Origin of the sequence: Kribbella sp. CA-247076, assembly GCF_050942445.1 — a bacterium.
Lineage (GTDB): Bacteria > Actinomycetota > Actinomycetes > Propionibacteriales > Kribbellaceae > Kribbella.
Genome location: NZ_CP192051.1, coordinates 4016479 through 4043059, shown reverse-complemented (window position 1 = coordinate 4043059; position 26581 = coordinate 4016479). Strand labels below are relative to the sequence as shown.

The window sequence follows — 26581 nt, the reverse complement described above, 5'->3', positions numbered from 1 at the left end:
GCGCAGGGAGTTTCCCGGTTGACCTGACCGTGATCTGATGTTGCGATGTCAGGGTCTGTGGAGGGGGATCCACGCCTGGGGAGACACAGATATTGGGGGTTCGCAGTGGGGGTACGAACACGTCTGGCCGCGGTCGCGGCGCTGGCACTCGCCGGGTCCGCGCTGGTGGCGGCACCGGCCGAAGCAGGCAGCACGAGCTACCGCACCACCGTCAAGCCGGTCGTCTCCGGCCTGGACAGTGCACGCGGGGTCGCCACCTTCGGCGGGAAGATCATCTACAGCGTGGGTGACGGCTCGGTCTACGAGGCCTGGGCGCACAACGGCAAGGTCATCCGCAAGCTCGGTCAGGTGCCGGGCGGCTTCGCACCGGCGATCGACACGAACAAGTGGGGCGTCACCTACGCCCTGACCGGCGCCGGCGGTGAGCCGGGCGCTCCGCTGCCTCCGGGCAGCGCGACTCTGTACAAGCTGCGGCCCGGCAAGGCGCCGCTGAAGATCGCGGACATCGGCAAGTACCAGCTCAAGGATCCGGATCCGTACAACACCGAGGGCCCGGCGACGGAGTCCAACCCGTTCGGGGTGGCCGCGCTGAAGGACGGCACCGTGCTGGTCGCGGACGCGGCCGGCAACGACCTGCTCCGGGTCTGGCCGAACGGCTACATCAAGACGGTCGCGAAGCTGAAGCCGCGGACGGTGACGGTGCCCGCGGGTCTCGGCCCGGAGGCGCCGCCGGCCGGGGCGAGGATTCCGGCCGAGGCGGTCGCCACCTCGGTCACCGTCGGCTCGGACGGCTACTGGTACGTCGGTGAGCTCCGCGGCTTCCCGGCCACGCCGAAGACGTCGCAGATCTGGCGGATCAAGCCCGGCTCGTACGGCGCGGTCTGCGACCCGGCCAACCCGTACAAGGGCAAGTGCACCCGGTACGCGGACGGCTACACGTCGATCGTCGACCTGGCCGGTGGTCCGGCCGGCACGCTCGCCGTCGCCGAGCTGGCGAAGGTGAGCTGGCTCAAGTGGGAGCTGGGCGGTTCGCCGATCGGCTCGCTCTACCTCCAGTTCAAGGGCAGGCACCACAAGGCCGGCTACAAGCTCGAGCTCGCCCCGGGCAAGCTGGCGCTGCCGGGCGGCACGGCGATCAGCAGTCGAGGCAAGGTCTACGTCTCGTCCCCGGTGTTCGGCCCGGGCGCCGTTTACCAGGTCGTAGCGAAGCGCTGAGAGTCGTGGCGAAGCGTTGAGAGCAACCCGGGGCGTCAGGTCTACTCACCGGGCCCGGCGCCCCGGGTCCCAGCACGGCTAGGTCGCAGGCGTGCCGCGTTCGCCGTACACGGCCGTCACCAGGGCGATCAGCACCGCGGCGAAGAACACGTGGACGAGCACCAGGACCCAGGGGAGTCCGGTGAAGTACTGCGTGAAGCCGACGACCCCCTGCAGGAGCTCCATCGCGAGCAACCAGGCGGCCAGCTTCCGCAACGTCCGTGAGGTCGCGGTCACCCGGGTCGCGATCACCAGGGCGATGGTGATGCCCAGCAGGCCGAACACGACATCCGCGTGCAGCTGGCTGATCAGCTCCTCGTCGAACCCGTTCCGGCCGGTCTGCGGGTCGCCCGAGTGCGGCCCGGCGCCGGTGACCAGGGTGCCGAGGGCAACGGCCAGCCAGACCCCGACGACGCTCGCGGTCGCGAGCGCGCGCACGACCGGGGGAGTGTGCGGATAGGGGCTCGTCCGCGACCGCCGCATCAACGACACGGCCAGCGTGATGATCACCGGCGAGACCAGGAAGTGCGCGGACACGATCCACGGGTTCAGCCCGGTGAGCACGCTGACGCCGCCGATCACCGCCTGCAGCGGGACGCCGAGGGCGGCCGCGGTCGCCAGCCGGCGCAGGTCCCGGCGCACGGGGCGGTACCGCATCACCGCCAGCCAGGTCCCGATGGCGACGGCCGCGACCACGAAGCCGAGCAGCCGGTTGCCGAACTCGATCGCGCCGTGGATGCCGAGCTCGCCGTGCGGCACGTACGACTCGTCGGTGCACTGCGGCCAGGTCGGGCACCCCAGCCCGGAGCCGGTCAGCCGGACCAGTCCGCCGGTCACCACGATGCCGATGTTCGCCACCACCGACGCCCAGCCCCAGCGCCGTACGACGTCCAGGCTCGGCTCCGGCACCAGTCGCCAGAATCCGGTGACTGGTGCGGCTTCTTGGGGCGGGGTCTCCGTGCTCATCACCGGCACACTCTAAAGAAGCGCTCGCTCAGTCCCACCGGAAGGTCCGGGAGACCAGGTATCCGAGAACTCCCGCCCACAGCGCGAGCGACAGCGCCGCGGCCCAGGGAACGACCCCTTCGACGGTCGAGTTCGCCAGCCCGTTGGCCAGCGCGGCACTCGGCAGCAGACGTACGACGCCCTGCAGGCCGGCCGGATACTCGTCGACCGGCGTGAGGATCGCACCACCGACCAGGAGGAGCAGATACAGCAGGTTGGCCGCGGCCAGGGTCGCCTCCGCCCGCAGTACGCCGGCCATCAACAGACCGAGTGACGCGAACGCGGCCGTTCCGCACAGCACCATCAGCACGACCCCGAGGACGGCGTCCACCCCGCCGGCCGGCTCCCAGCCGAGAGCGAAGCCCGTGCCCACCAGCACGGCGAGCTGGATCAGCTGAACGGCCAGCACCGCGCCGATCTTCCCGGCGAGCAGCCCGGTCCGGGACAGTGGCGAGGCGCCCAGTCGCTTGATCACGCCGTACCGCCGCTCGAAGCCGGTCGCGATCGCCAGCGAGGTGAACGACGACGACAGCACGGCCAGCGCGAGCACCCGCGGTACGGCGTCGTCGATCGGCCGGCCGTCGCCCAGCGGCAGCCGATCGCCGAGCCCGGTGCCGCCCAGCAGCAGGAGCAGACCGAGCGGGATGACCAGCGCGAGCAGCAGCTGCTCGCCGTTGCGGATCAGCAGCCGGAACTCCATCCGCGTGTGCGCGATCACCTTGCGCGGCCAGGGTGCGCTGCCCGGCTGAGGTGCGTACGTCGTCATCGGCGTTCCGGCTTGGTGAGCTCGAGGAACACGTCCTCGAGGGACTTGGTGTGGTGCTCGGTGAGGTCGTCGGGTGAGCCGGAGGCGATCACCTTGCCGGCGGACACCACGTGCACCTGGTCGGACAGTTGCTCGGCCTCGTCCATCGCGTGCGTGGTGAGGACCACGGTGACGCCGTCGTCGCGCAGGTCGCGGATCAGCTGCCAGATCTCCCGCCGGCCGTGTGGGTCGAGCCCGGTCGTCGGCTCGTCCAGGAACGCGATCTCCGGCCGGCCGACGATCGCCAGCGCGAACGACAGCCGCTGCTTCTGGCCACCCGAGAGCCGCCGGTACGGCGTCCGTCCACAGGTCCCGAGGTCGAGGCGGTCGACCAGCGCCGGGATGTCGAGCGGGTGGGTGTGCAGCGTGGCGACGTACCGGAGCATCTCGACCGCGCGGACGCCGGACCAGGCGCCGCCCTCCTGGAGCATCACGCCGATCCGCGGCATCAGCGCGTCGTGGTCGGCGACCGGGTCCAGCCCGAGCACCCGGACCCGGCCGGCGTCCGGTCGGCGGAAGCCCTCGCAGGTCTCCACGGTGGTGGTCTTGCCGGCGCCGTTGGGGCCGAGCACGGACGTCACCGTGCCGCCGGTTACGGTGAGACTGAGACCGTTGACCGCGGCCTTCTCGCCGTACCGCACGACGAGGTTGTCGATCTCCACCGCGACTGGCACAACCGCAGTCTAGGGAACGCCCCGGAGTGACCTCGCTCACGTCGGCCGCGGAGTTCCGCGTAACGGCGCGAACCGGTTAGGCAACCCTTATTTGAAGGGCCCCGGGAATTACGCGACACTGATGTTGTGAAAAATCCTGCGACGAACACACCTGTGCCCGCGGGCACCAGTGTCGCGCGGGACGAGTCCACCCGGGACCGGGTCGCCCGCTCGATCCTGACCAACGGCCCGTCCAGCGCCGCGGCGCTCGCGGAGCGGCTGGAGCTGACCCCGGCGGCGGTCCGCCGGCACCTCGACCACCTGCTCGACGAGGGCCTGGTCGAGTCCCGCGAGGAGCGCGTCTACGGTCCCCGCGGCCGCGGCCGTCCCGCGAAGGTCTTCGTGCTGACCGACACCGGCCGGCACGCGTTCCACCAGGCGTACGACGACCTGGCGGCCACCGCGCTGCGGTTCATCGCCGAGGCCGGCGGTGACGAGGCGGTCGCGGAGTTCGCCCGGCGCCGGGTCGCCGAGGTGGAGCAGCGGTACCGGGAGCTGGTCGACGCGGCCCCGGAGGACAAGAAGGCGGAGGTGCTCGCCCAGGCCCTCACCGCGGACGGCTACGCGGCGTCCACGGCGAAGGCCGCCCACGGCGAGCAGCTGTGCCAGCACCACTGCCCGGTCGCGCACGTGGCCGAGCAGTTCCCCCAGCTGTGCGAGGCGGAGACCGAGGTGTTCGCGCGACTCCTCGGCAAGCACGTCCAGCGGCTGGCCACCATCGCCCACGGCGACGGTGTCTGTACGACGCACATCCCCGGCCCCCAGCCGGTTGCCCCTGTATCCCACGGCGAATCTGCGAGGACTGCACGATGACGCAAACCGCTCACCCCGAACTGGAAGGCCTCGGCAACTACCAGTACGGCTGGGCCGACTCCGACGCCGCCGGCGCGGTCGCCCAGCGCGGCCTCAGTGCCGACGTCGTACGGGGCATCTCCACCCTCAAGAACGAGCCGGAGTGGATGCTCGACCTGCGGCTGAAGGGCCTGAAGCTCTTCGACCGCAAGCCGATGCCGTCGTGGGGTGCGGACCTGTCCGGGATCGACTTCGACAACATCAAGTACTTCGTCCGGTCGACCGAGAAGCAGGCCACCAGCTGGGACGACCTGCCGCCGGACATCAAGAACACCTACGACAAGCTCGGCATCCCGGAGGCGGAGAAGCAGCGCCTGGTGGCCGGCGTCGCGGCGCAGTACGAGTCCGAGGTCGTCTACCACCAGATCCGCGAGGACCTGGAGGCCCAGGGCGTCATCTTCCTGGACACCGACACCGGCCTGAAGGAGCACCCGGAGCTCTTCCAGGAGTACTTCGGCTCGGTCATCCCGGTCGGCGACAACAAGTTCGCCGCGCTGAACACCGCGGTCTGGTCCGGCGGCTCGTTCATCTACGTCCCGAAGGGCGTCAAGGTGGACATCCCGCTGCAGGCCTACTTCCGGATCAACACCGAGAACATGGGCCAGTTCGAGCGGACCCTGATCATCGTCGACGAGGACGCCTACGTGCACTACGTCGAGGGCTGCACGGCGCCGATCTACAAGTCGGACTCGCTGCACTCCGCGGTGGTCGAGATCATCGTGAAGAAGGGCGCCCGCTGCCGCTACACGACGATCCAGAACTGGTCGAACAACGTCTACAACCTGGTCACCAAGCGCGCCACCTGCGAGGAGGGCGCGACGATGGAGTGGATCGACGGCAACATCGGCTCCAAGGTGACGATGAAGTACCCGGCCGTCTACCTGATGGGCGAGCACGCCAAGGGCGAGACCCTGTCGGTCGCGTTCGCCGGCGAGGGCCAGCACCAGGACGCCGGCTCGAAGATGGTGCACAACGCGCCGTACACCTCCAGCTCGATCGTGTCGAAGTCGGTGGCCCGCGGTGGCGGCCGGACGTCGTACCGGGGCCTGGTCGAGGTGGCGCCGGGGTCGCACCACAGCAAGTCCACGGTGCGCTGCGACGCGCTGCTGGTCGACACCATCAGCCGTTCGGACACCTACCCGTACGTCGACGTCCGCGAGGACGACGTGGCGATGGGGCACGAGGCGACCGTGTCCAAGGTCAGCGACGACCAGCTCTTCTACCTGATGAGCCGGGGCATGGCCGAGGACGAGGCGATGGCGATGATCGTCCGCGGCTTCATCGAGCCGATCGCCCGCGAGCTCCCGATGGAGTACGCGCTGGAACTGAACCGACTGATCGAGCTGCAGATGGAAGGGGCCGTCGGCTGATGACCGCCAGCGAAACCCTGGTTGCCACCGGCAACCGGGCGCACTCCCACGGGCCGGGTTCGCCGGTCCCGCTCCAGGCCCGGAGCGAGCGGCCCACGTCGTACGACGTGGCCGACTTCGGTGTGCCGAACGGGCGCGAGGAGGAGTGGCGCTTCACTCCGGTCAAGCAGCTGAAGGCCCTGTTCGCCGACGAGGCCGGCACCGAGACGCCGAAGATCGACGCGTCCGGCCCGGACGGCGTGGTGATCGAGACCGTCGCCGCGGACGCGGTGAAGGTCGGCACGCCGCAGGACCGCCCGGCGGTCGTCGCCTGGAACCAGGCCCCCGAGGCGCTGGCGGTGCGGATCCCGGCTGAGGCCGAGCTGACCGAGCCGGTACACGTGAACGTCGCGAGCCTGGGCGCCCGTGGCTTCAGCCACCTGATCGTGGACGCCGCCCGGCACAGCAAGGCGATCGTGATCATCGACCACACCGGCGCCGGCGAGCTCAGCGGCAACGTCGAGATCTCGGTCGGCGACGGCGCCGACCTGCGGGTGGTCTCGATCCAGCAGGCCGACCACGAGTCGATCCACCTGGCCCAGCACGACGCGCTCGTCGGGCGGGACGCCAAGCTGCACCACGTCGCGGTCACCCTCGGCGGCAAGGTCGTCCGGGTCAACACCAACGTCCGGTACGCCGGCCCGGGCGGCGACGCCGACCTGGTCGGGGTGTACTTCGCCGAGTCCGGCCAGCACCACGAGCACCGGCTGTTCGTCGACCACGAGGCCACCCACTGCAAGAGCAACGTGCTCTACAAGGGTGCGCTGGCCGGTGACGACGCCCGCTCGGTGTGGATCGGCGACGTGCTGATCCGGGCCGCGGCCGAGGGCACCGACACCTTCGAGCTGAACCGGAACCTCGTGCTCACCGACGGCGCCCGCGCCGACTCGGTGCCGAACCTGGAGATCGAGACCGGCGAGATCGAGGGCGCCGGGCACGCGTCCGCGACCGGCCGGTTCGACGACGAGCAACTGTTCTACCTGCAGGCCCGCGGCATCCCCGAGGACGCGGCCCGGCGGCTGGTGGTGTCCGGCTTCTTCAACGACATCATCGGCAAGATCGGCGTTCCCGAGGTGGCCGAGCACCTGCACGAGGTGATCGAGCAGAAGCTGGCCCGGACGGCAGAGCTCAGCGATGCTGCCAAGGCGGTCGTCGGCAAGTGAGCGACAGCTTCGAGCGCGCCTGCGCCGTCACCGACGTACCGGACGAAGGCGTCGTCCCGGTCGAGGTCGGCGGCGTCGAGGTTGCGGTCGTGAAGAGCGAAGGACAGTACTTCGCGGTGCGGGACGAGTGCTCGCACGCGCAGATCCAGCTGTCCGAGGGTGACGTCGGCGACTGCGAGATCGAGTGCTGGCTGCACGGATCCCGCTTCGACCTGCGCACCGGCGAGCCGACCAGCCTGCCGGCGTACGACCCGGTGCCGGTCTACCCGGTCCGCCTCGACGGCGACGACGTACTCGTCGACGTGAAGAACCCCCTGAACCAGCAAGCCCTGTAATCCCGACGGAGATAGAAGAGACCTCATGGCGACACTCGAGATCCGCGACCTGCACGTGTCGGTCGACACCGAGAACGGCCCGAAGCAGATCCTGCGCGGCGTCGACCTGACCATCAAGGGCGGTCAGACGCACGCGATCATGGGCCCGAACGGTTCCGGCAAGTCGACGCTGGCGTACTCGATCGCCGGCCACCCGAAGTACAACATCACCGCCGGCACGGTGACGCTGGACGGCGAGGACGTGCTCGACATGTCGGTCGACGAGCGCGCCCGGGCCGGCCTGTTCCTGGCGATGCAGTACCCGGTCGAGGTGCCGGGCGTGTCGGTGGCGAACTTCCTCCGGACCGCGAAGACCGCGATCGACGGCGAGGCGCCGAAGCTGCGCACCTGGGTCAAGGACGTGAACACCGCCCTGTCCGACCTGGAGATGGACCCCGAGTTCGCCCAGCGCAACGTGAACGAGGGCTTCTCCGGCGGTGAGAAGAAGCGCCACGAGATCGTCCAGCTGGAGCTGCTGAACCCGAAGATCGCGATCCTCGACGAGACCGACTCCGGGCTCGACATCGACGCGCTGAAGGTCGTCTCCACCGGCGTCAACCGGTTCGCCGGGCAGGGCGACAAGGGTGTCCTACTGATCACGCACTACACCCGGATCCTGCGCTACATCAAGCCGGACTTCGTGCACGTGTTCGTCGACGGCCGGGTGGCCGAGGAGGGCGGCCCGGAGCTGGCCGAGGAGCTCGAGGCGAACGGCTACGAGCGTTTCCTGAAGGCGGCCGCGAAGTGACCGACGCCCGGACGTTCAGCAGTCCCTTGGACCTGCAGTCGGTCCGGGCGGACTTCCCGATCCTGTCCCGCGAGCTCGCGAACGGTTTCCCGCTGGTCTACCTGGACTCGGCCAACTCGTCGCAGAAGCCGCGCCAGGTGGTCCAGGCGCTCGAGGACCACTACCTGAAGCACAACGCGAACGTCGCCCGGGCCATGCACCAGCTCGGTGCCGAGGCGACGGCGGCGTACGAGGGTGGCCGCGACAAGGTGGCCGCGTTCATCGGCGCGCCGAGCCGGGACGAGATCGTCTTCACCAAGAACGCCTCCGAGGCGCTCAACCTGGCCGCGCACACGCTGGGCGCGGCACTGAAGCCGGGGGACGAGGTGGTGATCTCCGAGATGGAGCACCACAGCAACATCGTGCCCTGGCAGCTGGCCTGTGAGCGGACCGGCGCGACGCTGAAGTGGTTCGGCGTCACCGAGGAGGGCCGGCTCGACCAGAGCAACCTGGACGAGCTGATCACCGAGCGCACCAAGGTGGTCTCGCTGACCTGGGTCTCCAATGCCCTCGGCACGATCAACCCGATCACCGAGCTCGCCGCCAAGGCGCACGCGGTCGGCGCGACCGTCGTCGTGGACGCCTCCCAGGCGGTCCCGCAGTTCCCGGTCGACGTCTCCACGCTCGGCGCCGACCTGCTGGTCTTCACCGGCCACAAGGTGGTCGGACCGACCGGAATCGGCGTGCTCTGGGGCCGCTACGACCTGCTCGCCGCGCTGCCGCCGTTCCTCGGTGGTGGCGAGATGATCGAGGTCGTGCGGATGACCGGTTCGACGTACGCCGCTCCGCCGGCCCGCTTCGAGGCCGGTACGCCGCCGATCGCGCAGGCGGTCGGGCTCGGGGCGGCCGTCGACTACCTGACCGGGATCGGCATGGACAAGATCGCCGCGCACGAGCACGCGATCGTCGAGTACGCGCTCGAGGGCCTCAAGACCGTGCCGGGCCTGACCATCCTCGGGCCGACCGACGCGACCGACCACGGCGGCGCGATCAGCTTCGAGCTGGACGGCGTGCACCCGCACGACGTGGCCACCGTGCTGGACACCCGCGGGATCGCGGTCCGGGCCGGGCACCACTGCGCGCGGCCGGTGCACGAGCGGTTCGGCGTACAGTCGTCGACGCGGGCGTCCTTCTACCTCTACACGACCCCGGAGGAGGTCGAGGCGCTGGTCGACGGCCTCGGGTTCGTCCGTTCTTTCTTCAAGGTGGCTTGATGCAGCTCGATGCGCTGTACCAGGAGATCATCCTGGACCACTACCGCAGCCCGCACCACGCGGGCCTGGCGGAGCCGTACGACGTCCAGGTCCACCACGTGAACCCGTCCTGCGGGGACGAGGTGACGCTGCGGGTCGAGCTCGACGGCGACACCGTCACCGGCGTGACGCACGAGAGCGTCGGGTGCTCGATCAGCCAGGCCGCGACGTCGGTGATGACCGACCTGGTGATCGGCAAGCCGGTCTCCGAGGGGATGGCGACGTACGAGAAGTTCCTCGAACTTATGCAAGGCCGGGGGAATGTCCAACCGGACGAAGAGGTTCTGGAGGACGGCGTCGCGTTCGCGGGCGTCGCGCAGTTCCCGGCCCGGGTGAAGTGTGCGCTGCTGGGCTGGTCGGCCTGGCGGGACGCCACCGCCCAGGCGCTCGCCGCGAAAGAAGGAGTGAACAATGGCTGACCGGACCGACGAGAAGATCGAGCTGCCCGAGGTCGACCTGGACGCGGCCGCGCAGCCGGGCACCGAGCCGGCGAAGGTCGAGGACGTGACCGAGGCGCTCAAGGACGTGGTCGACCCCGAGCTCGGGATCAACGTGGTCGACCTGGGCCTGATCTACGCGGTCACCGTGGACGACACCAGCACGGCGATCATCGACATGACGCTGACGTCGGCGGCCTGCCCGCTAACCGACGTGATCGAGGACCAGACCCGGATGGCGCTCGACGGCCTCGTCAACGACTTCCGGATCAACTGGGTGTGGATGCCGCCGTGGGGTCCGGAGAAGATCACCGACGACGGCCGCGACCAGCTCCGCGCCCTCGGCTTCAACGTGTGACGAGGGTCGTTTCGGTCGCACCGGAGCGGCTGGACAGGTGGCTGGCCGGCTTCGGTGAACGGCACGGCGACGTCTCGTTCGACCCGGCACCGGATCAGGTGACGGTGTCGGCGGCGGACGGGGCGATCGCCGTCGTGGACGTGCCCTTCCAGCCCCTCGCGGATCTCAGCCGCGAGGGGCTGGTCGCACATGTGACCGGCGAGCACCGGCTCGGTGTCCTGCTGGTACGCCGGGGCGGGTACGGCGCCGGCGTCTTCGTCGGTGCCGAGCTGGTCGACTCGAAGGTCGGTTCACGCCACGTGCAGGGGACGACGAAGGCCGGCGGGTGGTCGCAGCAGCGGTACGCGCGGCGGCGTGACAACCAGGCCCGGGAGGCGTTCGCGGCCGCGACCGAGGTCGCCGTACGGATCCTGGCTCCGGCGCGGCTGGAAGCCCTCGTCTGCGGGGGAGACCGCCGGGCCGTCGACACGGTGCTCGAGGACCCGCGGCTGAAGGACCTGGTCGCGCTGGTCCGGCCGCCGTTCCTCGGCGTCCCGGACCCCAAGCAGAAGGTGCTCGAGCAGGCCGGCGTCGACGCCCGCGCGATCAGGATCGAGCTGACCGACCCTCAGGACCTGTCGCCGTAGAGCGCGCGGAAGTCCGCGAGCGTGCCCTGGTAGTACTCCAGGTCGTCGGTGAGCTTCGCCCGCGTCACCAGCTCCGGCGTCTGCGCGCGGGACTCGCGGCCGAACTCTGTCCAGACACCCTCGTCCGGAACTGCGTCCGCGCCGTCCGGCAGGAACTTCAGCGCCTCGCCGACCGCCTCGGCGGCGAACTCCCAGTTCTGCTCGACCGTGTCGCGGTCCTGGTCCGGGCTGCCGGTGTAGGCCAGGTCCGCCTCCAGCGCCCGGCGTGCGTACGTCGCCGCCACCACGGCCCACTGGGCGGCGTCGACGAGCCGCGACACCCCGAGGCCGAAGTGCGCCCCGACCGTCCGGGCGGCGTCCTCCGACGCGTACGGGATGGTGATGTCACCGGCCGGCGACGCCAGCGTCCACGCGTCCGCACCCTCGGTCAGGTTCCGGCCGGGCTCGACCGGGGCGGGCTGGACGGCGGGCGCGGCCGGATCGGCAGCCGTCGCCAGGCTCACGTAGACCTGCGCCTCGGCCAGCGTCCTTGCGGTCAGCATGGCTACTTCGCTCCTGTCTCTCGGCCCAGCTCGCGATAGGTGTCGCGGACCACCAGCAACCGGTCCAGCCGGAACCGGCCCGGATCCGCGTCCAGGACCGCCCGGCCCGCCGGCGTCCAGAACTCGTCCTCCGGTACGGCGTCCTGCCCGGCCGGCACGAACTTGATCACCTCGTCGACCGCGGCCACCGCGACGGCCAGCACCTTACCGGCCTCACGGGGATCGGCGGGGACGTCGGCCGCGGCCCGGTCGGCCACGTCCATCCACTGACCCGGGTCGAGCAGTTCCGACGGCTCCGGACCACCGAACGTCGGCCAGCCGGCCGCCCTGGTCTCACGCGCCGGCAGACCGAACAGGTACTGCCGTTCGACGTCGCAGCCGGGACAGACCCCGGCGTAGCTGATCGCGAGCTCACCTTCCACGTCGGCCAGGCCGTGCTCCCAGGTGGTGTCGATCGATCCGCAGTTGGGGCAGGGGTGCAGCTCCAGGTAGAGGTGTGCCTCGTCCCGGGTGCGGGCCACCGCGAACGCCATACCGTCCCTTTCGTCGCGTTGTCGGTCACGGGCCGGTCAGCGACGGGCCGCCCGCGGTCGGGGTGATCGTCCGGCTGGCCGCCGCTCCACCACGGGTGGGCTTGGCCGCGTGGCTGGGAGCCGGCGTCGGCTGCCGCTGCGCGGTGGAGTGGGTGAGCCCTTTCAGCATCGACGTCGGTACGCCGTTCTCCTCGAGCGCGGACGCGACCGTCGTACTGAAGTTCGCGCCCGGCTCCGAGGTGTTGTAGAGCTCCCGCAGATCCACCCGGCCCTCGGCCATCAGCACGAGGTTCCGGTCGAGAGTGGCGAACGCGGTCGCGAACCCGCCGTCGTTCACGCCGGCGAGGCCGTCCTGGTCGGCCCGGTAGAGCCGCTCGTGGCCGTCCTGGTCCTTGACCGACAGCACGACCGGCTTCCCCTCCGCCTTCGCCTTGTCGATCGCGAGCAGCAGCGGCCGGTAGGGCTGGTGCGATCCGTCCGGCCCGGTCTCGGTCATCCGCAGGCTGGGCTTGCCCAGCTTCTCCGGCACCGCCTGCAGCCGGCCGCTCTCCAGCGATACGTCGCCGGCCTCGAGTTGCCGCAGTCCTTCCAGGTACTCGTGGTACAGCATCTTGACGTAGAACTCGGCGTTCGCGGCGTCCCGGTGGACCGTCGTGTCCTTGGTCGCGGGGGTGCCCCGGCCCGTGTCGGTCAGCTCGTCGACGGTGACGTCGTACACCACGGGGATGCGGACGGTGACGACGTCGCTGTTGCGGAACGCGCTCGTCTCGAGCCGGGTGCCCCAGGCGTCGCTGGACTGGGTCTTGACCTGCTCGCCGACCGACCGGCTTCCGGAGACGAAGCCGCCACTGGCACCGACGGTCGCGGTGGCCGGCAGCAGATGATTGCCGGTCGTGGACGTCGCGACCTGGAGCTGGTCACGCTCGACCAGCCCGGTCTGGCCGGGGACCGGCTCGGGCGTGACGAGTTGCCAGCCGAGCCGGCGGGCGTTGATCCGGACACCGACCGTCGTCCGGCCGTTCCCACCGGCGGCCATCGGCTCCAGCTGGAGACCGCGCGGGCTGGTCAGCTCGCTGAACTTGGCCTGCAGGGCGGTCGGCTGGAGCTGAATCCCGATCGACGGCTCGTACTGCGCGAGCGCGCCCGGCCCGAGCACGCCGGCCAGGTGACCGGTGACCGAGTTGTACAGCTCGTCGGTGACTTCGGCGCCCTTGCGGTACGGAAGCATCGCCTCGACGGGAGCGCTCTGCGGCATCTCGACCGCACGATGGTCGGGCCGGAACTCCTCGGCCTGCCGCGGGGCCACCGGGGGATCGGTGATGAGGCCGCGCGGCACGAGTGCGGTCAGCTCGGCGCGTAGCTCCCGGGGCGCGGCGGCCGCGGTCTGCGCTGCCGGCGAGGTGCGGGTCAGCCGCCACTTCACGCTCGACATCGCCGCGGTCCCGGCGTTGTGGATCCGGCGGACCTCGGTGGTGAACACGAGGTTCCGGTACACCGGGGCCAGGTCGAAGTCGCCGGTCCGGTCGATCCGGGTCTTCCTCCTGCGGGTGCCGGCCGAGACCGACCGGACCCGGTCGGCGCCGACACCGCCGGACAGCGCACCGCCCGTGCTGCCCTCCTGCTTGACCTCCGCGCTCCCGGAGTACGTCGTGGTGTGGCCGGTCGACAGGTCGCGCCCGACGTAGTTGTACTTCTGGACGAGCCCGATCGCTGCCGCCTTGGTCAGCGGCCCGCCGTCCACCGTGATGTCGCCCTCGAACCGCGCCTTGACCGTGACCAGCAGCAGGTCGGACTGCGCCTGGCCCTCGACCGGGACCTCGATCGGGGTGGTGTACCCCCGTGGGCCGAGCATGTTCTCGAGCTGACCCTGGTAGCTGTCCTTGGCGAGGTCGACCTCGAGGATCTGCCCGAGCAACGGATCGGACCCGAGCAGGCCGGGAGAGACCTCTTCGATCTGCTCGCGGAGCTGCGGGATCAGGTCGACGTCCTGGTCCGGTTGTCCCTCGACCTTGACCGCGTACAGCTGGCTCGACGCGAGGCTGGCGTCGTACTGCTCCGGCAGGCCGACGACTCGCCGGGTCTCGGCGAGTTGCTGGGTGCGGACCAGGGTGTCGGCGAGGCGCTCGGCCGCGGTCGTCGCGGTGGAGGCGGGGAGCCCGGCCTTGTCGAGGACCTTCGCGTTCAGCCGCTCTTCGGTGTGCTCGGCGGCGAGGCCGGTGGTCACGCCGGCCTTCTCCTGGTGGTAACGGCGGACGAAGCCGGCCGCCGTCCGCGCGTCGAGCTCGAGCTTGCCGGTCAGGTACCGCTCGGCCACGTCGGCGGCGACCGGGAGCGGCAGGTCGAATCGGTCGCGCCCGTACAGCTCGAGGGCGGTGTACTCGGGGATCGCCTTCTGCACCTTGGCATCCGGCAGCGGCACGGTCTGGACGACCTCGTCACCGCGGATGACGTCGGCCACCAGCCGATGCCGTTCGATCAGCTCGTAGTGGACGCCGTCGTTGACCCGCAGTCGCTCCTCGCCGGTTGTCTGGGACGTGCTCGTCGACTGCGACGTACCGCCGGTCCGGCCGGCCGCCACCTTGCCGCCGAGGGCGGACGTGTCCGGGTCGACCGAGCCGCCGCCCACCTCGGCACCGACGCCGCCCGAGGCCGACGTCCCGGACGAGTGGCCGGCGTCGTTCATGGTGAAGTTGATGTTGGCCGTGTTCTGGTCGTTGACGGCGACCAGCGTCTGGCTGACGACCTCGCTGCGCAGGACGACCTTCAGCTGCTGGGGCAGCAGGGTCCGGTCCTCGAGGGCCTGTGCCGGGTTCGCCGGGGGTGGGGTGATCACCAGGGGCAGCTCGTACCGGCCGTCGAGCCACTCGGTGTTCGACACCAGGCTCTCCGGCGACAGCGCGGTGTGCAGCTGCAGGTAGGCGGTGGTGTCCGCGCGGATCGCGTCCACGTGCTTGAACAGCTCGTCGGCCGGGTTGCCGGCGTCCACCGCGACCGGGATCGACCGGCTGACGGCGTCCCGGTGCGGTGGCTTCGGGTCGGCGGCGTACACCGGCTGCTCGGCCCGCGCCAGCGAGCTGTCGTACGGCAGGACGACGCTGCCGTGGACGTCGGCCAGCAGCTCGGGATCGTCCTCGCCGGTCATCTCGCTGAACGTGATCCGGATGCCTTGGCGGAGGTTGTCGACCTCGCCGGTGCTCTCGTTCAGCGTGACCCGGTTGATCCGCCGGCCGATACTCGCCGCGAAGCTGCGACCGATGGCGTTCCGGCTCAGCTTCAGCCCGAGCCTGCCGGCCAATCCGGACTGGCCCGGGGCGGGCCCGTTGCTCAGGCCGAGACCGCCGGACAGCGGGACCGCCTTCGAGCGGCCGGAGGTCTGCTGACTGGCGCGGGAGCTGATGCCGAGCCGGGCGATGAACCTCCACGGCGTCGTGCCGGCCGGCTTGACGTCGTCGAAGTCCTGCGTGGTCGACAGCCGGAAGAGCCTGGTCCGGGGCGTGTGGCCGGTCCGCCGTTCGACCAGCGGGATCACCAGGCCGGACTGGCAGGCCGTGTTCATCCCGGCCGCGACCCGGTAGTCGGTGATGTCCTGGATCACGCGGTCGTAGTTCGCCCGCTGCCAGATCCGGGTCCGGCGCTGCTCGTCGCGTCGGACCCGATCGATCGGCCGGGTCTCCGGGTCGTCCGGGAGCGGTTGCAACGTCTTCTTGTCGAGTGGCGGGACCAGACCCATCGTGCTCAGCTTGGTCAGCGCCTGTCGCCGGGCCTCGTCGACGCCTTCGAGCTCCTCGGGCAGTGACTTGCCGGGACCGCGCAACTGGTGCTCGCCGGGTCCGTGCCACGGCGGCAGGGTCTGCGGTCCGGTCGGCGGCTCCGGGTCGCCGAGCAGCAGGGCCCGGCCGTCCTGGTCGAGCCGGATCTCCTGGTCGTCGTCCCGCAGTACGGCGTCCTTGCCGGCCGGGGCACCCGCCCGGAGCAACCGGTTCGCGGTCAGCCGGAGCTTCGCCTCGCACGTGTCCGTGACGACGACCGGCGCTGCCTTCGGATCCCGGATCCGGCGCAGCGTCGCGGTCACCTTGAGGTCGACCAGGACGCCCTGGGTCGGGGCCATGTCGCGGTCGACCACCGGCGTGATCGCCGTCGTACTCACGCTCTGGCCGCCCTGCCGGGAGACGGTCCGGCCGGCGGACACCGTCGGGGAGAGATCCGCGGTGGAGCCACCGAGGTCGTCCAAAGCGGTCGGACTGGGCAGGTAGCCCGGCACCGGCTGCACGGGGTCGAGTGGCTTGCCGGGATAGGAAAGACTCGCCGAGCCGGACAGCGACGTCCCGGCGACCCGGCTCGCGCTGAACCCGGCGAAGTCGACCTGGACCTTCTCCTGGCCCATCTCCGGGGTGCACGCGCCGACCAGCCGGGCCTGGCTCCAGACGGGCTCGACCTCCAGGGTGAGCTCGTACTCCGACTCGCCACCGACCGGGATGGTCCGGCTGAGGCCGCCCGGCTTGGCCGCCTCGCCCAGCAGGCGGTACGGATCCTCGGTCAGGAGCTCGCTGATGTGGTCGAACCCGACCCGGTCGAGCTTGCCGAACTTCTGCCACGTCTCCGCGACGAGCCGGTCGTTGATCGCGTGCAGCCCGCTGATCCGGGTGACCGTGTGCCGGGGGAATTCCTCGGTCCGATCGCCGGCGTGGCCGAGCTGCTCCAGGGTGACCGTCTCGGCCGGCGCCTGCACCGTGTACGGGCTGGGCACCCAGGTCAGCTGCTCGCCGGCGTCCACCGACCGGACCGGTGACCACGGATCGGTGGGGGAGTTCCGGACGTCGATCTCGAACTCGCCGGTCCAGCTGTACGGCAGCGACTCGCCCTTGAACACGTCCACCCAGCCGAGCTGACTGTGCGCGGTCGCACCCGCGGTCTCGGCCAGCGTCTGGCCGGTGGTCACGTCGACCCGCGGCGCGACCACCTGCGACGCCGCCCGGACCACGCTGCCCTCCGGCGCGAGCGCCATGAAGGTCCGCAGGTCGGCGCCGACGCTCGTACTCGACGAGTGGGTCGCGGTGATCGAGTTGCTCTGCTCGCCCTCGCCGAGGGTGCCGGACATCTGTTCAGCGACGGTGTAGTCCAGGCCGGTCACCTCGGTCAGGTCCCGGGCCTTCAGCCGGACCCGGACCTGGGCGACCTGGCCGACCTCGTCGTCCCCGTCGCCGCCGACGGTGAACACCATCCCGTCGGAGAACAGCCGCCGGTACTGCGCCCCCGGCACCGGAACCGGGCCACGCTCGGCGATCCGCCGGTCGCTGCCGTTCTCGGCCAGCAGGGTGTTGATCTCCTCGACCGGCAGCGCGAGCCGCTGGTCGGTCGGCACCCCGGTCTCCAGGTGGTCGACCGGCAGCGCGTTCCGCAGACTCCCCTCGTAGACGCCGGTCCTCGCCGCCGCCTCGCGGGCGAGCTCGGCGATCTGCTGCGGCTGGTGGTCCGGGTCGTCGAGCCGGGTGAGGAGCACCCGGTAGCCGGCCAGCGCCTTGGCGGCGTCCTTGGCCGCCCGGTCGTAGGCGTCCGCCTGCTCGACGTGGCGCCTGGCCTTGGCGAACGCGGCGGTCGCCTCGACGCGCAGCCGGCGGGCCCGCTCCGGCGCACCACGGTCCTTCAGGTTGTCCTCGGCGTCGGCCAGGTCGACCTTGGTGGTGGCCTGGTCCGCGGCGGCCGCGCCGCTCTCGGTCTTGCCGGTCGCCTTCGCCTCGAGGTCCGCGACCGCGGACTCCAGGGACGCGATCTGCTCGACGACCTGCTGCCTGAGGTCGCCCTGCGGGCTCGGCTCGGGCGTCGCCGCGACGATCGCCTGCTCGGCGGCCCGGCCGTCGGCCGCGGCGGCGGGTGAGTACGTCGAGTCGGCGGCCCACGGCAGGTCCGGCGCGGCACCGCTCCGGCGCCCGATCGCGGCCGACATGCGCTCGAGGTCGCGTTCCAGGTCCGTGACGGACAGCGGTCCGTTCGATCGGCCCTCACGGGCCTGCAGCCAGTCCTCCGACAGCTTCCGGTAGACGGCCAGGTCGGCGTTCGTCCGCCGGTTCAGCCGCTCGTGACTGATCGCCGACCGCAGCCTGCGCAGGATCCCACCCGATCGACCGGCCTGTGCGGCCTGTTGCTCCTGCGACATCAGGCTCAGCTGGTGGATCCAGACCTCGCCCAACTGGTGCTCGGGCAGTCCGGGCCTGATCCGCAGGACGTGCGGGTCGTTCGCCGTACCCGTGGTCAGCCGCCCCTGGGCCGCCAGGCCACGGACCACCGGAGCGACCTCGACCCGGAAGTACTGCGGCCTGTCGCCGGAGGACAGCGTGATGGCTGCCAGGCCGGTCTGACTGTCGACCGTCGGGCGGCTGGTGACCGACGACCCCAGGTGCTCCTCCTCGAGCCGGCTCAGCGCCGCGAGCGCGGCCAACTCGCTCTCTCTCGGATCGACCCCTGGCTGAGTGGCCGGTGCGGTCCGGCCGGAGATCTCCCGCGTCAGTGTCTGCCGGCGGACCCGCGCGCCGACCTGCGCGCGGTGGCGCCCGGTCCGGCTGGTGGCCGGGCGGGTCTGGTTCGTCGAGCTGAGCCGGTCGGCGTCCTGGCTGATCCGCTGGGAGGCAGAGACGATCTCGGTCGCCACCGGCACCCTGGTCTGGCCCGCCAACGACCGCAACCGGGCGGCAGCCTCCGCGGACTCCTGCGCGGCCAGCCGCAGTGAGAGGCGGAGCATCGCCTCGGCCTCGACGCGGCGCGATTGGTCCAGTCCCGGGGAGTGCAGGAGGCGGTCGAGCGCGTCGGTCGCGCCGGTCTCGGGCGACTCGCCGCGGACGCGGGCGATCTCCGCACCGAGCACGGCAACGGCTTCGGCGAGCATCCGCTCGTCGCTCACCTTGTCCGCGGCCCGGCGGCCGAGCTGCTCCTCCAGCGCGCGCACGATCCGTGCCGGCAGCGCGTCCCGCCGGCTGGTCAGCCAGATCCTGCCGTCACGCAGGGGTACGGCCGCCGGGGACACGATCCCCAGCGCGGTCCCGATCGCGGCGCGGGCGCGCGCGACCGGATCCGGGGCGGTGACACCAGGGGTCGTCAGTCGACCCACCCCCTCACGGTCGTGCCCCGGCGATCACCAGTTGTCACCGGGACTCCTGTCCGGACGGTAGCAAACTTTGGGTTACCAGCCAGCCACCCAATCCATCGGTTCTGTTAACGATTTACGCCTGCCCCGCCCCTACGATCGTCACATGACCGACCGGTTGGGTACGTCGGCGTGGAGTGTCTCCGAGGCGCGGAGCGTGGTCGCCCGCTTGCGGCACGTGGCCACGACCGGCCCGGAGTACGACGCTGTCGAGTTGTTCCTCGCTCTGTGTGACTACCTCGACGAGCTCCACGGTTCCCCGGGGTTCGACCGGCTGCTTCCGGCGGCGGAGCGGTCCGCGCTCGCTCAGGTCGTACAGCAGGTCCGCGGACGGTACGCCGTACCGGACGGGGACGGGGAGCGGCTGGTGCAGCCGGTGAACGCGGCCGTCACACTCGCCGAGGGCCGGGAGCTCGCGAGCGAGCTGGCCGAGGCCGACGGGTGGCAGCGGGAGCTCGGTCTGGCACTGCAGGGACTGTTCAGCTATCTAGACCAGTTGTCCGGTGGCCCGGGGGCGTTCACCGAACTGCTGACGTCCGAGGAGCGCGCGCGGATCGCGAGCCGGTAACAGGCCGGACATCTGTGCCGGTTGGCACCTTGCTGCCATTACGGTAGGCGCGTGAGTCTCTCGTCCTCCACGCGTCCGTCCCCCCAAGGCACCCGCGGAGCCGGCCGCGCCGCCGGCAGTGGTCCGAACCGGCTGCCCAGCGGCCGGGAACGCCGCCCGGCGTTGGCCGCCCTCGCGGTCATCCTCATCCTGCTCGGCGCGGCCGGGTCCGCGCTGATCGCGGTGAACAGCGGCAACCGGTCCGACTTCGTCGCGATCGGCGTCGACAAGCTCGAGCCCGGGCACAAACTCGAGCGCAAGGACCTGTCCCGTGGTGATCTCGCCGGGGCGACCGATGGCCTGATCCCGTGGTCGGAGGCCGAGAAGTACATCGGCCACTACACGACCACCCGGCTCTACAAGGACCAGTTCATCACGCCGGCGAACCTGACCGCGGAGAAGCCGATCCCGAACGGTGGCGCGCTGGTGGGCGTCAGCCTCGAGGGCGGCCGGGCGCCGTCCGGCGGCATCAGCGTCGGCGACGTCGTCGCGGTGATCCGCGTGCCCACCGCGAACCAGGACACGACCGCGGCGACCACCCTGGTCGACGCTGCCGAGGTGACCGACAGCTCGGGCGCCATCGCGGACGAGAAGACGAACGCGAACACCACGCTGAACGTGACCGTCCTGGTCCCGAGCGGCAAGGCGACCGACGTCGCGGCGGCCGCGGCGGCGAAGACTCTGGTGCTGGTGGAGCTGAGCCCGGCGACCAAGCCCGAGGTCTCCCGGACCGACGGAGACGGTTGATGGCACTCGTGGCACTGGCGAGCGCGAAGGGCTCGCCCGGGGTGACGACTGCCGGCCTCGTCTTCGGCGCGCTCTGGCCGCGGCAGGTCCTGCTGGCCGAGTGCGACCCGGCCGGCAGCGACGTGGCGATCCGGATGACCGCACCGGGCGGCACACCGCTGAACTCGGACCGCGGTCTGGTCAGCCTCGCGGCCGCGAGCCGCAAGGGTCTGAGTGACGAGGTGATCCTCGCCCACAGCCAGCAGCTCGACGGTGGCCTGGACGTCATGCTCGGCGTCCGTTCACCCGAGCAGGTCGGTGGCATGGGCGGTCTGTGGCATCCGCTCGGCATCTCGTTCAACCAGATGCAGCACGGCGACGTACTGGCGGACTGCGGCCGGATCGGCGCCTCGTCGCCGCAGCTGCCGGTGATCCAGTCGGCCCGCCTGGTCGTCCTGGTCTGTACGGCGACCGGATCGTCGGTCGCCCACCTGCGGGAGCGGCTGTCGTCCCTGGTGCACCACGTCGACGCACAGCTCGGCGTGGTCGTGGTGGCGGACCCGAAGCGGCGTGACGGGGTCAAGCAGGTGTGGTCCGTGCTGGACGCGATGTCCGTGCCGGTGCGGCACCGGTGGCACCTGGCCTACGACCCGGCCGGCGCGGCGTTCTTCGACGGCCGCGGCCACGGCCGGCTCGACAAGACCCAGCTGATCCGGTCCGCGACCGACATCACCGCGGAGATGGCCGCGCTGGTCGCCGGCCCGCCCCTGCAGGACTTCGACATGGCCAACGCGGCGTTCCCGCCAGGAGAGTGGGCGCAGTGACCGCCGATCAGGAGCTGGTCCGGCGGCTGCGGGTGCAGGTGGCCGAGCGGCTGAACGAACAGCGCCGGCGCGACCAGGTGAACGGCGTACCGCCGATGAGCGCCGAGGACGAGCGGGAGTACGCGCGCTCGCTGATCGTGCAGGTGCTCGAGGACCACGCCCGCTACGAGCTGGCCGAGGGCCGGACGCCGCCGACGCCGGAGGACGACGCCCAGATCGCCGGCGCGATCCACTCCGCGCTGTTCGGCGTCGGCCGGCTGCAGCCGCTGATCGACGACCCCGAGGTCGAGAACATCGACATCAACGGCTGCGACCAGGTCTTCGTGCAGTACGGCGACGGCCGCGAGGAGAACCCGGGCCCGGTCGCGGAGTCCGACGAGGAACTCGTCGAGCTGATCCAGGTGCTGGCCGCGCACGCCGGCCTGACCAGCCGCCCGTTCGACTCGGCCAACCCGCAGCTCGACCTGCGCCTGCCCGACGGCTCCCGGTTGTCCGCGGTCATGGGTGTCACCGCCCGGCCCGCGGTGTCCATCCGCCGGGCCCGCCTGGGCCGGGTGTTCCTCCGCGACCTGGTGGCCAACGGCACCATGTCCGACGACGTCGGCTCGTTCCTGCGGGCGGCGGTCGCGGCCCGGAAGAACATCATGATCGCGGGCGCGACGAACTCCGGGAAGACCACCCTGCTGCGCGCGCTGGCGAACGAGATCCCCCGGCACGAGCGGCTGATCACGGTCGAGCGCTCGCTCGAGCTCGGCCTCGGCGAGTTCAAGGACCTGCACCCGAACGTGGTCGCGTTCGAGGAGCGGCTGCCGAACTCCGAGGGTGTCGGCGAGGTCAGCATGGCCGACCTGGTCCGCCGCTCGCTGCGGATGAACCCGTCCCGGGTGATCGTCGGCGAGGTGCTCGGCGACGAGATCGTCACCATGCTGAACGCGATGAGCCAGGGCAACGACGGCTCGCTGTCGACGATCCACTCGAACAGCTCGATGGAGGTGTTCAACCGGATCAGCACCTACGCGATCCAGGCGATGGAGCGGCTGCCGATGGAGGCCACCCAGATGCTGATCGCCGGGGCGCTCGACTTCGTCGTGTTCGTCCGCAAGCACAACGACTACCAGCGCGGCGGCGGGCTCAGCCGGTACGTCGAGAGCATCCGCGAGGTGACCGGCTGGGACGGCCGGGTGCTGTCCGGCGAGGTGTTCGCCCCAGGGGTGGACGGCCGCGCGGCGGCGCACGCGCCGATCGCCTGCATGGACGAGCTCGAGCACTTCGGGTACCAGCCGCTCGTGCACGGAACCTGGGCGTGAGGTGAGGCCGCGATGAACGACCGGACCCTGCTCGCACTGCTCTGCGGAGCGGTCGTCGGCGGCGCGATCCTGCTGCTGGTGATCGCCATCCGCGGCACCGAGCCGCGGGAGGAGAGCCCGTCGCTGTTCCGCCGCGGCGCCGTCGACGGCCGGAAGAACCTCATCCGGATCGGGACGGGGATAGGCGTCGGGCTGCTCGTGCTGGTGGTCACCCGCTGGCTGGTGCTCGCGGTCGCTCTCGGCCTGCTGGCCGCGCTCGCCGACCGCTTCTTCGGCGGCACCGGTGAGGAACGCCGGGCGATCGAGCGGCTGGAAGCGCTGGCCACCTGGACCGAGGCGCTGCGCGACACCATCGCCGGTGCGGTCGGCCTGGAACAGGCGATCCCGGCGACCGCGGTGAACGCGGCCCCGGCGATCAAGCCGGGCCTGAACCTGCTGGTCGACCGGCTGCGCATCCGCGAACCGTTGCCCTCGGCACTCATGCGGTTCGCCGACGACCTGGACGACCCGTCCGCCGACCTGATCGTCGCCGCGCTGGTACTGAACGCCCGGCTGCGCGGACCCGGTCTGCGCGAGGTGCTCAGTGCGCTCGCGGACTCGGCCCGCGAGGAGCTCGACGTACGGCGGAAGGTCGCGGCCGAACGGCGGTCGACCCGGCGCTCGGTCCAGGTGGTGGTCGCGATCACGCTGCTGGTCGCGGCCGCGCTGGTGCTGTTCAACCCGACGTACGTCGCGCCGTACACCAGCTTCATCGGGCAGTTCGTGCTGTTCATCGTGATCGCGCTGTACGCGCTCGGCCTGGTCTGGCTGCGCAAGCTGGCCAAGATCGAGGTGCCCGAGCGGTTCCTGATCGGCGGCAACGACAAGCGGGCCAAGCGGGCCGGCGACGAGCGGATGGAGGTGGTGGGCGGATGACGTGGGCCTTCGTCACCGGCGGGCTGGTCGGCCTCGGTGCGTACCTGCTCGTGCGGATGTTCGTCCGGCCGTCCGCGAACGTGCTGTCCACGATCGCCCGGATCGACGCCGGCCGGACCGGGTACGCCAACGCCGCGACCCAGAGCGCGGCCGGCGAGCGGGTGCTCGGCGGCCTGGACCGGGCCAAGGAGTCGCTCGGCCGGCGGCTCGAGTTCGAGGCGAACGCCCGCGGGTGGGCGTTCGGCCGGCTCCGGCGCGACCTCGCGGTGATGAACCAGCCGTTCGCCACCATGCTCGCGACCAAGGTGTTCTTCGCGCTCGGGGCGATGATCTTCATCCCGATCGTGCTGTTCCTGTTCTCGATGCTCGGGCTGAGCGCACCCGGTGCCACCCCGGCGATCGTGACGCTGGCCGCGATGGCGTTCGCGTTCTTCCTGCCCGACCTGGCGTTGCGGCAGGAGGCCGAGGCGCGGCGGCGCGACTTCCGGCACGTGGTCGGCAGCTTCCTCGACCTGGTCGCGATGAACCTGGCCGGTGGCCGCGGGCTGCCGGAGGCGCTGATGACCGCGTCCACCATCGGCGACCACTGGGCGATGGCGAGGATCCGGCAGGCACTCGCGAACGCGCGCCTGATCGGCATCACGCCGTGGGACGCGATGGCCCGGCTCGGCGAGGACATCGGCGTCGAGGAGCTGCGCGACCTGGCCTCGGCGCTGGCACTGGCCGGTGACGAGGGCGCGAAGATCCGCGCCTCGCTGCTGGCCCGGGCGGCGTCGCTGCGGCGCAAGGAGCTGGCGGACGTGGAGGGCAAGGCGGGGGAGCGGTCGCAGTCGATGCTGGTCGCCCAGCTCGTCATGTGCGCCGCCTTCATGTTGTTCCTCGGCTTCCCCGCCGGGATCGCGATCCTGGGGAACTGAAGTGGGTAAAGGGATCCAGCAGGCGGACTCGTCCGTCGTACAGCAGGGCATACTGAGGCCCGCACGTGGCCTCATGACTGGGAAGGCATACGGATGAACTCGGAACTGCAGTTCTGGCGCGCGATGGCCGGCTATGCGGTGGCGCGGGCCCACACCCAACGGGCCCGGGCTCGGCAGGGACGGACCCAGCTCGGCGCCTCCGCGCTGGAGTGGGCCATCATCTCGGCGATCCTGGTCGCCGCCGCGCTGGCGATCGGCCTGGTGGTCCGCCGCGTGATCGACAAGCGCACCGGCGAGATCGAGAACGGCTGATCCCTGGTGCACCGGCGGCGGACGGAGCGAGGTGCCACCTCGCTCGAGCTGGCGATCCTGGCGCCGATGATCCTGGGGCTGATCTTCATGTCGATCCAGACCGCGCTGTGGCTGTACGGGCGGTCGGTCGCGCTGAACGCCGCGCAGGAAGGGGTTTCGCGCCTCCGCCTGGTCCAGCCGCCGGTGTACAACCGCGGCGTCGGCGAGCAGGTCCGCCAGGACATCCAGGCGTACGCCGAGCAGCTCGGCGGCACCACCCTGCGGAACGCGAAGGTGGAGCCGCCGGCGTACAACAACCCCGAGGGCATGGTCTCGTTCACGGTGACCGGTGACACCGTCTCGCTGGTGCCCGGGCTGACGCTGCGGGTGAAACGGACCGCGACCGGGCCGATCGAGCAGTTCGAGGCCGACGACAAGTGAGTGAGGACATGGAGCGGACGCCGGGGACCCGCTACACCCCGCGGCACGCCCGGCCGGTGGTGCGGTACATCCGCTCGGCGGGCCGGCACCGGAAGCCGACCGAGCAGGGCACGATGGCGCTGGAGCTCGCCGTCCTGGCGCCGATCCTGCTGATCCTGTTCATGTTCCTGCTCGCCTGCGGCCGCTACTTCCAGACGTCCTCGCTGCTGGAGAGCGCGGCCCGCGACGGCGCCCGCTCGGCCAGCCAGGCGCGCTCCCTCGGCGAGGCCGAGGGGTACGTCGACGACGCCGTCACCCGGACGATGGGCCAGGCGTTCAAGTCCTGCAAGGACACCGCGAGCGGCAGCATCACCACCGCCTTCGCCGCGGGTACGCCGCTGTCGGTCGAGGTCACCTGCACGATCAACTACCGCGACCTCGGCCTGCTCGGGATCGGCGGCGACACCACGATCACCAAGCGGTTCACCTCGTCGGTCGACCCGTACCGGGGCGTGCGCGATGGCTCGTGACCGCCGCTCCCGGGTGGCCGAGTTCCTCCGCATCGATGCCCCCGGCAAGCACCGGCCGGGGCTCGGCCGCGGGTCGCTCAGCCCCGCGGTCGCGATCCTCGCGGTGATGATCTTCACCCTGGCCGGCCTGGTCATCGACGGCGGCCGCCAGCTCGGCGCCCGCTCCCGCGCCGTCGGCTACGCCCAGGAGGCCGCCCGCGTCGGCGCCGCCACCATCCAGCTGAACACCGCCGAGGCCAGGATCGACACCGCCAAGGCCGCCACCGCCATCGCCGCCTTCTGCGCCCAGGTCTCCTCCAACGACCCCGCCGTCACCTCCTGCGCGCCCACCAAGCTCACCGAGGAACAGGTCGACATCCGGGTCGCCCTGGACAACAAGACCACCTTCCTCGGTCTCATCGGCAAAACCAGCCTCAAGGCCTCCGGCATCGGCACCGCCCACGCCGAACAAGGCGTCAGGAAGGCCGACGACAGCCCCACCATCCCCCCGATCGCCGTCGGCAGCACCCTCGACGACCCCGGCGCCCCGATCACCACCGCCGTACCGCCGACGCTCGACCTCCCCTGCCCCGAGTGGACGATCGGCTCGCCGACCCCCACCTGGACCCTCGAGCCACTGCCCTTCCCGCCGACCTGCACCCCGAGCATCACCCCGAGCCCCACCGAATCGACCGACCCGAGCAACCCGACGACCGACCCCTCGGCCCCACCAAGCCCAACCACCGAGCCCCCCGGCGGAGGAGCACCGGCCGGCCTCCAGCCCCCACAAAACTCCGCCCCGCCAACCCGCTAGCC

General features: G+C 71.2%; 26 protein-coding genes. 20 read left to right on the top strand and 6 right to left on the bottom strand.

From position 1 onward, the window contains the following. Positions 1-105 precede the first annotated feature (105 nt). Complete coding sequence (locus tag ACQPYZ_RS19180) at positions 106-1215, top strand: ScyD/ScyE family protein (protein WP_433157583.1); 1110 nt, start codon at positions 106-108, stop codon at positions 1213-1215. A gap of 78 nt (positions 1216-1293) precedes the next feature. Here ACQPYZ_RS19180 and ACQPYZ_RS19175 read toward each other — a convergent pair whose 3' ends face one another. The 3 genes from ACQPYZ_RS19175 to ACQPYZ_RS19165 are packed head-to-tail and all read right to left on the bottom strand — an operon-like array spanning position 1294 to position 3738. Next, the gene (locus ACQPYZ_RS19175) at positions 1294-2220 is read right to left on the bottom strand and encodes a COX15/CtaA family protein (RefSeq protein WP_433157580.1); all 927 of its coding nucleotides are present in this window, start codon (positions 2218-2220) and stop codon (positions 1294-1296) included. Between the two features lie 28 nt (positions 2221-2248). Continuing rightward, entirely contained in the window at positions 2249-3025 is a 777-nt protein-coding gene (locus ACQPYZ_RS19170; RefSeq protein WP_433157578.1) for an ABC transporter permease, read from the bottom strand. After that, complete coding sequence (locus tag ACQPYZ_RS19165) at positions 3022-3738, bottom strand: ABC transporter ATP-binding protein (RefSeq protein ID WP_433157575.1); 717 nt, start codon at positions 3736-3738, stop codon at positions 3022-3024. Before ACQPYZ_RS19165 ends, ACQPYZ_RS19170 begins: the two co-directional genes overlap by 4 nt. Positions 3739-3864: 126 nt before the next feature. On the opposite strand from ACQPYZ_RS19165, the gene ACQPYZ_RS19160 reads away from it, so the two are divergent. The 9 genes from ACQPYZ_RS19160 to ACQPYZ_RS19120 are packed head-to-tail and all read left to right on the top strand — an operon-like array spanning position 3865 to position 11036. Next, the gene (locus ACQPYZ_RS19160; protein ID WP_433157572.1) at positions 3865-4590 is read left to right on the top strand and encodes a helix-turn-helix transcriptional regulator; all 726 of its coding nucleotides are present in this window, start codon (positions 3865-3867) and stop codon (positions 4588-4590) included. Continuing rightward, complete coding sequence (sufB, locus tag ACQPYZ_RS19155) at positions 4587-5999, top strand: Fe-S cluster assembly protein SufB (RefSeq protein ID WP_433157569.1); 1413 nt, start codon at positions 4587-4589, stop codon at positions 5997-5999. The genes ACQPYZ_RS19160 and sufB overlap by 4 nt, the downstream gene beginning before the upstream one ends. Then, on the top strand, positions 5999-7201 hold the full coding sequence (gene sufD, locus ACQPYZ_RS19150; protein ID WP_433157567.1) for a Fe-S cluster assembly protein SufD: 1203 nt from the start codon (positions 5999-6001) through the stop codon (positions 7199-7201). Before sufB ends, sufD begins: the two co-directional genes overlap by 1 nt. Further along, a complete protein-coding gene (locus ACQPYZ_RS19145; protein ID WP_433157564.1) occupies positions 7198-7536 on the top strand; it encodes a non-heme iron oxygenase ferredoxin subunit in 339 nt (112 codons plus the stop codon). Before sufD ends, ACQPYZ_RS19145 begins: the two co-directional genes overlap by 4 nt. Before the next feature lie 25 nt (positions 7537-7561). Then, positions 7562-8323 (top strand): Fe-S cluster assembly ATPase SufC, encoded by a 762-nt coding sequence (gene sufC / locus ACQPYZ_RS19140; protein WP_433157562.1) that lies wholly within the window; start codon positions 7562-7564, stop codon positions 8321-8323. Beyond that, entirely contained in the window at positions 8320-9576 is a 1257-nt protein-coding gene (locus ACQPYZ_RS19135; protein ID WP_433157560.1) for a cysteine desulfurase, read from the top strand. The genes sufC and ACQPYZ_RS19135 overlap by 4 nt, the downstream gene beginning before the upstream one ends. Then, positions 9576-10034, top strand: coding sequence for a Fe-S cluster assembly sulfur transfer protein SufU (sufU, locus tag ACQPYZ_RS19130; RefSeq protein ID WP_433157558.1), 459 nt, complete (start codon positions 9576-9578; stop codon positions 10032-10034). The genes ACQPYZ_RS19135 and sufU overlap by 1 nt, the downstream gene beginning before the upstream one ends. Next, on the top strand, positions 10027-10410 hold the full coding sequence (locus ACQPYZ_RS19125; RefSeq protein ID WP_433157555.1) for a metal-sulfur cluster assembly factor: 384 nt from the start codon (positions 10027-10029) through the stop codon (positions 10408-10410). The genes sufU and ACQPYZ_RS19125 overlap by 8 nt, the downstream gene beginning before the upstream one ends. Then, a complete protein-coding gene (locus ACQPYZ_RS19120) occupies positions 10407-11036 on the top strand; it encodes an acVLRF1 family peptidyl-tRNA hydrolase (RefSeq protein WP_433157552.1) in 630 nt (209 codons plus the stop codon). Before ACQPYZ_RS19125 ends, ACQPYZ_RS19120 begins: the two co-directional genes overlap by 4 nt. Here the strand turns inward: ACQPYZ_RS19120 and ACQPYZ_RS19115 are convergent. Genes ACQPYZ_RS19115 through ACQPYZ_RS19105 form a run of 3 tightly spaced genes read right to left on the bottom strand, consistent with a single transcriptional unit; the run spans position 11018 to position 19213 of the window. Continuing rightward, positions 11018-11578: a hypothetical protein gene (locus ACQPYZ_RS19115; protein ID WP_433157549.1), complete on the bottom strand. Its 561-nt coding sequence runs from the start codon at positions 11576-11578 to the stop codon at positions 11018-11020. The genes ACQPYZ_RS19120 and ACQPYZ_RS19115 overlap by 19 nt on opposite strands. 2 nt (positions 11579-11580) lie before the next feature. Then, complete coding sequence (locus ACQPYZ_RS19110; RefSeq protein WP_433157547.1) at positions 11581-12111, bottom strand: hypothetical protein; 531 nt, start codon at positions 12109-12111, stop codon at positions 11581-11583. A gap of 25 nt (positions 12112-12136) precedes the next feature. Next, the gene (locus ACQPYZ_RS19105; protein WP_433157544.1) at positions 12137-19213 is read right to left on the bottom strand and encodes a hypothetical protein; all 7077 of its coding nucleotides are present in this window, start codon (positions 19211-19213) and stop codon (positions 12137-12139) included. Between the two features lie 142 nt (positions 19214-19355). On the opposite strand from ACQPYZ_RS19105, the gene ACQPYZ_RS19100 reads away from it, so the two are divergent. The 10 genes from ACQPYZ_RS19100 to ACQPYZ_RS19055 all read left to right on the top strand — a co-directional run bounded on the left by ACQPYZ_RS19100 (position 19356) and on the right by ACQPYZ_RS19055 (position 26579). Then, positions 19356-19817 (top strand): hypothetical protein, encoded by a 462-nt coding sequence (locus ACQPYZ_RS19100; protein ID WP_433157541.1) that lies wholly within the window; start codon positions 19356-19358, stop codon positions 19815-19817. Positions 19818-19868: 51 nt separating this feature from the next. Then, a complete protein-coding gene (locus tag ACQPYZ_RS19095; RefSeq protein WP_433157539.1) occupies positions 19869-20603 on the top strand; it encodes a hypothetical protein in 735 nt (244 codons plus the stop codon). Further along, positions 20603-21406 carry a hypothetical protein gene (locus ACQPYZ_RS19090; protein ID WP_433157536.1) on the top strand — a complete coding sequence of 268 codons (804 nt, stop codon included), beginning with the start codon at positions 20603-20605 and terminating at the stop codon, positions 21404-21406. Before ACQPYZ_RS19095 ends, ACQPYZ_RS19090 begins: the two co-directional genes overlap by 1 nt. Continuing rightward, positions 21403-22713, top strand: coding sequence for a CpaF family protein (locus tag ACQPYZ_RS19085; RefSeq protein WP_433157533.1), 1311 nt, complete (start codon positions 21403-21405; stop codon positions 22711-22713). The genes ACQPYZ_RS19090 and ACQPYZ_RS19085 overlap by 4 nt, the downstream gene beginning before the upstream one ends. 12 nt (positions 22714-22725) lie before the next feature. After that, the gene (locus tag ACQPYZ_RS19080) at positions 22726-23628 is read left to right on the top strand and encodes a type II secretion system F family protein (RefSeq protein WP_433157531.1); all 903 of its coding nucleotides are present in this window, start codon (positions 22726-22728) and stop codon (positions 23626-23628) included. Then, entirely contained in the window at positions 23625-24545 is a 921-nt protein-coding gene (locus tag ACQPYZ_RS19075) for a type II secretion system F family protein (RefSeq protein WP_433157529.1), read from the top strand. The genes ACQPYZ_RS19080 and ACQPYZ_RS19075 overlap by 4 nt, the downstream gene beginning before the upstream one ends. A 93-nt stretch (positions 24546-24638) precedes the next feature. Further along, entirely contained in the window at positions 24639-24857 is a 219-nt protein-coding gene (locus ACQPYZ_RS19070; protein WP_132210455.1) for a hypothetical protein, read from the top strand. A 66-nt stretch (positions 24858-24923) separates the two neighbouring features. Continuing rightward, entirely contained in the window at positions 24924-25277 is a 354-nt protein-coding gene (locus tag ACQPYZ_RS19065) for a TadE/TadG family type IV pilus assembly protein (protein ID WP_433157525.1), read from the top strand. Next, positions 25274-25786 (top strand): TadE/TadG family type IV pilus assembly protein, encoded by a 513-nt coding sequence (locus ACQPYZ_RS19060; protein ID WP_433157522.1) that lies wholly within the window; start codon positions 25274-25276, stop codon positions 25784-25786. Before ACQPYZ_RS19065 ends, ACQPYZ_RS19060 begins: the two co-directional genes overlap by 4 nt. After that, a complete protein-coding gene (locus ACQPYZ_RS19055; protein ID WP_433157520.1) occupies positions 25776-26579 on the top strand; it encodes a pilus assembly protein TadG-related protein in 804 nt (267 codons plus the stop codon). The genes ACQPYZ_RS19060 and ACQPYZ_RS19055 overlap by 11 nt, the downstream gene beginning before the upstream one ends. The last annotated feature ends 2 nt before the right edge of the window (positions 26580-26581 follow it).